The 6,000-nt window shown below is 59.8% G+C and carries 8 protein-coding genes; 3 read left to right on the top strand and 5 right to left on the bottom strand.

All coding sequences use genetic code 11. The features are described from left to right. Window positions 1-550, bottom strand: a 550-nt coding sequence (locus tag BS629_RS18970) for a VCBS domain-containing protein (RefSeq protein ID WP_198943672.1), incomplete at its 3' end; no start/stop codon positions are given. Window positions 551-1,164: 614 nt separating this feature from the next. On the opposite strand from BS629_RS18970, the gene BS629_RS39250 reads away from it, so the two are divergent. Continuing rightward, window positions 1,165-1,338: a hypothetical protein gene (locus tag BS629_RS39250; protein ID WP_018446286.1), complete on the top strand. Its 174-nt coding sequence runs from the start codon at window positions 1,165-1,167 to the stop codon at window positions 1,336-1,338. Window positions 1,339-1,512: 174 nt separating this feature from the next. Then, window positions 1,513-2,445 carry a hypothetical protein gene (locus BS629_RS18965; protein ID WP_018242666.1) on the top strand — a complete coding sequence of 311 codons (933 nt, stop codon included), beginning with the start codon at window positions 1,513-1,515 and terminating at the stop codon, window positions 2,443-2,445. A 46-nt stretch (window positions 2,446-2,491) separates the two neighbouring features. Here the strand turns inward: BS629_RS18965 and BS629_RS18960 are convergent, their stop codons facing one another. The 3 genes from BS629_RS18960 to BS629_RS18950 all read right to left on the bottom strand — a co-directional run bounded on the left by BS629_RS18960 (window position 2,492) and on the right by BS629_RS18950 (window position 4,415). Continuing rightward, window positions 2,492-2,935, bottom strand: a complete 444-nt coding sequence (locus tag BS629_RS18960) for an SRPBCC family protein (RefSeq protein WP_018242667.1) — start codon at window positions 2,933-2,935, stop codon at window positions 2,492-2,494. 114 nt (window positions 2,936-3,049) lie between these two features. After that, window positions 3,050-3,463, bottom strand: a complete 414-nt coding sequence (locus tag BS629_RS18955) for a GFA family protein (protein WP_018242668.1) — start codon at window positions 3,461-3,463, stop codon at window positions 3,050-3,052. Between the two features lie 259 nt (window positions 3,464-3,722). Beyond that, a complete protein-coding gene (locus tag BS629_RS18950; RefSeq protein WP_018242669.1) occupies window positions 3,723-4,415 on the bottom strand; it encodes a type 1 glutamine amidotransferase domain-containing protein in 693 nt (230 codons plus the stop codon). Window positions 4,416-4,876: 461 nt separating this feature from the next. Between BS629_RS18950 and BS629_RS18945 the strand changes: the two genes are divergently transcribed. Beyond that, window positions 4,877-5,359: a DUF4168 domain-containing protein gene (locus BS629_RS18945; RefSeq protein ID WP_018242670.1), complete on the top strand. Its 483-nt coding sequence runs from the start codon at window positions 4,877-4,879 to the stop codon at window positions 5,357-5,359. 228 nt (window positions 5,360-5,587) lie between these two features. On the opposite strand, the gene BS629_RS18940 is transcribed toward BS629_RS18945, so the two are convergent. Beyond that, window positions 5,588-5,974, bottom strand: coding sequence for an ectoine synthase (locus tag BS629_RS18940; protein WP_018242671.1), 387 nt, complete (start codon window positions 5,972-5,974; stop codon window positions 5,588-5,590). Window positions 5,975-6,000: the final 26 nt, after the last annotated feature.

Below are 6,000 nucleotides of genomic sequence, written 5' to 3'. Positions count from 1 at the left end.
CCGCACCCGCCTCGACCGTCGCCCGATCGTCGGTGACCGTCGCATCGACGACGATCGAAGCCGCATCGTTGGCGCCGGTGAGCGAGATCGAGACATTTGCCTCGCTCAGCGTGCCATTGCCGAGCCGTATCGCGTAGACGAAACTATCTTTGAGGATTTCACCGGCAGACAGCGTGTTGATATCCGCGCCCGAGCCCGCGATGCCGCTTCCGTCACTAAGACGGTATTCGATCTTTCCATTATTGATCCTGACCCAATTGCCGAGCAGGGACTTCTCCCAGGCAGATGCCCCATTCGCTCCGACGTCTTTCGCAAGAAGCTCGTAGTCGGCGGTAATTGGATTGCCATCACCGTCGTCGACCGAAAAGAGGGATTTGGCATTCCCGCCAAGATCATTCGACATGACGTCGAGGGTTATGGTTTTGGTGGCCGCATTGTAGAGCTGGAGACTGAGCAGTTGGTCTTCTGTCCAGATGTAAGAGTCATCCTTCGCCTGCGGCGTATTGGAGAAAGAAGTCGTGCTGCCGCCGCCGGTGCTTTGCGTACTCATAAAAATAACCCCCCATAATACAAAACAAGTAACCCGGCATTGATTCAAGATTAGCAAGCCAGCATGACACGCGTTGAACATGCGATCGTGCCGATATTATCGGCAACAATGCCCATATTTCTTAAATCAGAACCGGAATACTCCCCATCCCTAATAAAGTGTTAACACATATACTGTGGAATGAAAGACGATTTTCTTGCGATGGTAAATTTATCCAGGAATTCGCTGCGAGAGACGCCGAAGTCGCAGACCTCGATCCCGACCAGCAGTGGGGTGGGATGGCGGCGCGCAAGGCGCTTGCGAAGCGCAGGCCCAAACATCAGAGCCTTTCCGCTTTTCCTCGCTTAGGTCGGCACCGGCTGCTCCACGCCGTTCATCGGGATGTTGTCCCGGATCGGCTTTCTACAACGAAGCCAAAAGAAGGAGCTCCAAATGTCCGACGTGCGAATATTTCCATCGGGTCAGCGGCAGCGAAGCGGGACACCGACGACGGGTGAGCAAACGTTTCCCCCAAGCCCGCCGCCGACGTAAAGGACACCGCCCTCCGCAAAAATATGGAACCGTGTCGTCCGCCATCGGTTGACCAGATGTCCACCTCAAACATGGAGCCGAAAATGAGCAAGACCAACGTTCGTGAACTCCAGAAACGCGCCGAACGGCAGGTGAGGAACACCAGCGCCGGCGGCCATCTCGGCGGGACATATTTCGGGCAGCAACCAGACGGAAAAACCGCCTCGTCGACCAACAACGATAGCGCCAAGGCGCGCCCGAACAACGGAAGCAAATAGCGCCGCAGGCCTCACCTCACCTAGGTGAGGAATTCTCCTGCGCCCAGGGATCTGGGCGCCTCCCCTGCTTGAGCCATCCACCTCGCTATTGATCGGCGACGCCTCCGCGCTAGCTTCTGCTCGCGGCCGAGCGACCGCGGGGGATACGATCTTTGGGCGAAGGCGGAGGGCGACGTGGCATTCTATTCGATTGACGATGCGATCCGGGAACTTGCACCGGCTCTCGACAAGGCGCCGGCGGGCGCGGTCAGCGGCGAATGGACATCCACCACGATGCAGGCAGGGCATTCCTCCCGGACGGGCGGCTACCGCGATGCCGAGGGAAACTATGTCCCTGAGGCCTCCAGGCATCCGCTCGATATCATCTCTGATGTCGTTGAAAAGCTCGGTGCATCAGGGATGCCCCGCTTCAACAAGGTGATAATCCGCTGGAGGAAGCCGAAGTTCCCCTTCATGCGGGGAGAGATCACGCTCGAAACGAGTTATGACCGGACGATCGTGCCGCGCGGCCCCGACGACCCGATCTACGAAACCGCTGCCGCTACGCGGCGCGTCTTCTGGCAGAGCCGCGGTACAGTCCAGGAGGATTTTGCCGCAGAGCGCGGAACGGCCAACATTCACGCCCAGACGAAATGGTTCGGCCCGCACCGCCGGATCCTCGCCATCCATGCGCCGGGAAGGCTGACGCTTGCCACCGACGGGCTGTCGACCCCCTGGGCTGGCATATCCGAGCCGGAAAACGGCGTCGAATGCGAGCTTTTCATGGAATTCGACGCCGCGACACTGGATGCGGCCGGGATCGAAAACTGGGCGAACCTGTTGATCAACATCGGCGACCTCGTGGCAGACGGTTATCGTGTCGCCCGCGATGTCGAGAAGCACGGCGCCATCCTGTTCTGCCGGCTGACTGAGGATTACCGCCCGATGACCCGGATCGTGCTCAGCCGTGACGCAGGCCGGATCGACGGCCTGCCTTTCGGCTCCGAGCCGCTGATCCTGGCAACGCCGATCAAGGAAGCCGAAATCGAGGGGCAGGACCTTTCCGACGACTGGGGCGCTGCGGCCGCCCGCAACGCCCTGGCCAAACGCGGCATCGGCAGTAATTGATGTCGCAGGCGCCGGGCGGTTGCCGCCCGGCAGGCGCGATCTTGCGCTATTCCTGGATGTCGGGTTCGACGACCCTGGCAAGGTTTCGCAGCGACTCCTGCCAGCCGAGATAACAAGCCTCGGGCGGAATGACGTCGGGCACGCCTGCCTGTACGATATCCACCTCGGTGCCCACCGAAACCTTCTTCAGCGTCACGGTGACTTCCATTTCGCCCGGCAGGTTGGGATCGTCGAACCTGTCGGTGTAGCGCAGACGTTCGCCCGGGACGAGCTCGAGATATTCGCCGCCGAAGGCGTGGCTGTTGCCCGTCGTGAAGTTGCGGAAGGACATTCTGAACGTGCCGCCGACAACCGGCTCCGAATGGTGCACAGTGCAGAGGAAGCCGTTCGGCGGAAGCCACTTGGCAAGCGCGTCCGCCTCCAGGAATGCGCGATAGACTTTCTCCGGGGTGGTCGCCAGAACGCGGTGCAGGCGTATGGTACTCGGCATAGTCGTGATCCTTTTTGGATTTACGGAATGGACGAACCTAGGACGGACGTGGCTTGGCCGATCCGACACCGGATCGAATTTTTCTTCAAGAAGAATTCGATCCGGCGTCGCGGCTCAACCAGGCATGCCATCGAACTGCGGAAGATCGAGCGGCCTTGCCCAGGCCAGCCGGCGCCGGGTGAACATTTCGACCCCCGGCTTGATCAACTCGGGCCGGTCGAGGCTGCCGAGCGTCACGAAGACGAGGCCGGGGAAGCTCTCCAGGTTGCTGCTGAATAACCTGGCGCCGCAATCGGGGCAAAAGTTGCGGTCGAGCCCTTTGCCTGAATCGGCGATGTAATGAAACGCCTTCGGGCGGCCGCTGATCACGGTGAAATCTTCCTGCGGCACCGCGAAGAACGTGGCGGCTTCGCCGCCCGTTGCCCTCTTGCAGTCTAGGCAATGGCAATTGGCGACAAAGTTCGGGTCCGTGTCGAAGGCAAATCTTACTGCGCCGCAGGCGCATTGCCCGGTATATTTCCTGGTCATGTCAGATGCCTCCCATCCCGTGTTCGAACGTCGTGCGATTGGCACTCCACCGCCTCAGAGCGCCGTGCGTCCTTTATGACCCACAAAGGACGCCCTAACTCTTTCAATCCTCGCATCGGCCCGACAAGCGATTCCGATTTTTGGGCCGATGCGCAGGTGCCGCAGAGGTCGTCGAAACGCGCCTGCGGCCGGCGTCGGCACAAGCCGAATGAGGAGATCTCGCCACCCGGGCAGCAATCGTGCCCAGGGGCTGAAGTGCTTAAGCCGCGGCCTTTTTTCCCAAGGCATCAAGCAGCGTGCGGGCGCCCTGTTTTGACGAAGCCGGGTTTTGGCCGGTGATCAGCAGGCCGTCCTGGACGACATGCACGCCCCAATCCGCGGTCTTCGAAAACTTTGCGCCCTGCTCTTTCAGGACGTCTTCGAGCAGGTAGGGAACGACCTCGACCAGGTGCATGGCCTCTTCTTCGGAATCGGTGAACCCCGTGACGGCCCGGCCCTTGGCGATGGGCTTTCCATCCGGCGCTTTCACATTCGTCAGGATACCGGGTGCGTGGCACACGAGCGCCACGGGTTTTCCCGCCGAAAGCATATCCTCGATAAGCGACAGCGCATTGCGATCGTTCGTCAGATCCCAAAGCGGGCCGTGCCCGCCCGGGAAGAACGCGCTGTCATAGTCTGCCTGGTCGATTTCAGGAAGCTTGATGGTGTTTGCGAGCGCAGCCATTGCGGCCGCGTCTCGTTCAAACCGTCTCGTATCTTCCGTCTGGAACGCCGGCTCATTGCTCTTCGGATCGAGCGGAGGCTGGCCGCCCTTCGGCGAAGCGAGTGTAATATCGACCCCGGCGTCGCGGAAAACGAAATAAGGAGCAGCAAGCTCCTCGAGCCAGAATCCCGTCTTCTTGCCGGTGTTTCCCAACTGATCATGCGATGTGAGAACCATGAGAATTTTCATTGCTCAGCTCCTTCAAGCCGGCCGGCGGACAACGCCGTCGGCACCCGGATTTACGGTGAATACTGCCTGCAGATCTCATGCTGAAACGGGAGAGGACATAGAGCGGCTGCGCTGCGAAACAAGCTCTCCCGCGCAGCGTTTGCTAGAATTGCTTTAGCCGAAGCCTAACCAGACAAACGGAGGTCGCGCGTGACATCCGTTTGTCTGGGCTGAGCCGACCAAGACCCGCGCTGGAAAGAGCAGCGTGAGACCCCGGGCTGACCGGCTCGCGCTGGAATTTCCCGCACCAGTCGACATGCCGGCGGTCACAAAGCCGCCGCTCAATCGTCAGCAAATCGCCCCGTTACCGCCGCACCGTGCCCTCTTAAAGGTTCCATCGTCGCGACCTCGCCGGCCTTTGAGCGGCTGAGCGATCGACCGAGGCGGTCTTGCTGCCGATCAAATCATGCACTTGAAGAGGAATGAATATGATCAATCGTTACACATCTGTCGCAACATTGAGCACTGTGGTCTTCAGTCTGCTTGCTTTCAGCCCGGCATCCGCTGTCGACATGGCCCAGGCGCAACAGCAGCCGACACAGGCGCAGCCGCCGGCTCAAGGCCAGACGCCGATGCAGGGACAGCAGGGCGGCACCGGTGCGACAGCAGCCGTCAGCGATCAGAAAATCGAGGCCTTCGCCGTTGCCTATCTGCAGGTCGACAAGGTGAGGCAGGAATATTCGGCCAAGATCGGCGCGACGAAGGACGAGACTGCCAAGCAACAATTGCAGGAGGAGGCCAAGAAGCAGATGGTCGACACCGTCAAGGCTTCTCCCGACATCTCCGTCGAGGAATACTCGTCGATCCTGACGGCCGCGCAGAGCGACCCGGCTCTGGCCAAGAAAGTTCTGGAAAAAATCGGCACGCCACCGCCGGGCCAACAGCAGCAGCAGCAGCAGCAATAGGCTGCGCGCGGCGCTGTAAGTCGCCACGGACGTCTTGCCGTTCACGCCGGAAGCAGTGCCCGCCATTTGACGGGCTCTGCTTTCCACCTAAGAGTCGACGAAATGATCGGCTAGAACAGGATGATATTAGGCCGGGTCGGCCTAAAATCTGAATCCTGTTCTACATCATGTAGTGAGAGCATGATTTCGTCCGAAAACCGCTCACACTTTTCGGCATCATGCTTTCGTTCAGTATTGCGAGCCGCTCTTGTTGTTCAGGTCGTGCCGTTCGGTGCCCGTCAGCGGCGGGTTGAAGATGCTGACCAGAATGAGATCCTGATCCTTGCCGCCGCGCAGATAATGGCGGTCATGCTTGTCCAGCACATAGATATCACCGGCGCGGATCGGAAAGACGTTGCCGTCCATATCCTCCACTTCGCCCTCGCCCTTGATGCAATAGCAGGCCTCCAGATGATTGCGGTACTGAAGCAGGGCTTCGCTATTGGCGCGAACGACGGTATGGCACACCGTAAAGCCCATGCCGTCGTCTTTGGTCAGCAAGCGGTGGCTCGTGCCGTTGCCCCAGTCGACGAAACGCTCGGTGAGCTCCACCTCCTTCAGATTTCTGACGAACATCGCCGATTCTCCTGATAAATTATTGA

The organism is Rhizobium leguminosarum bv. viciae USDA 2370 (genome assembly GCF_002008365.1).
Lineage (GTDB): Bacteria > Pseudomonadota > Alphaproteobacteria > Rhizobiales > Rhizobiaceae > Rhizobium > Rhizobium leguminosarum.
This window is presented reverse-complemented; position numbering and strand designations above follow the sequence as displayed.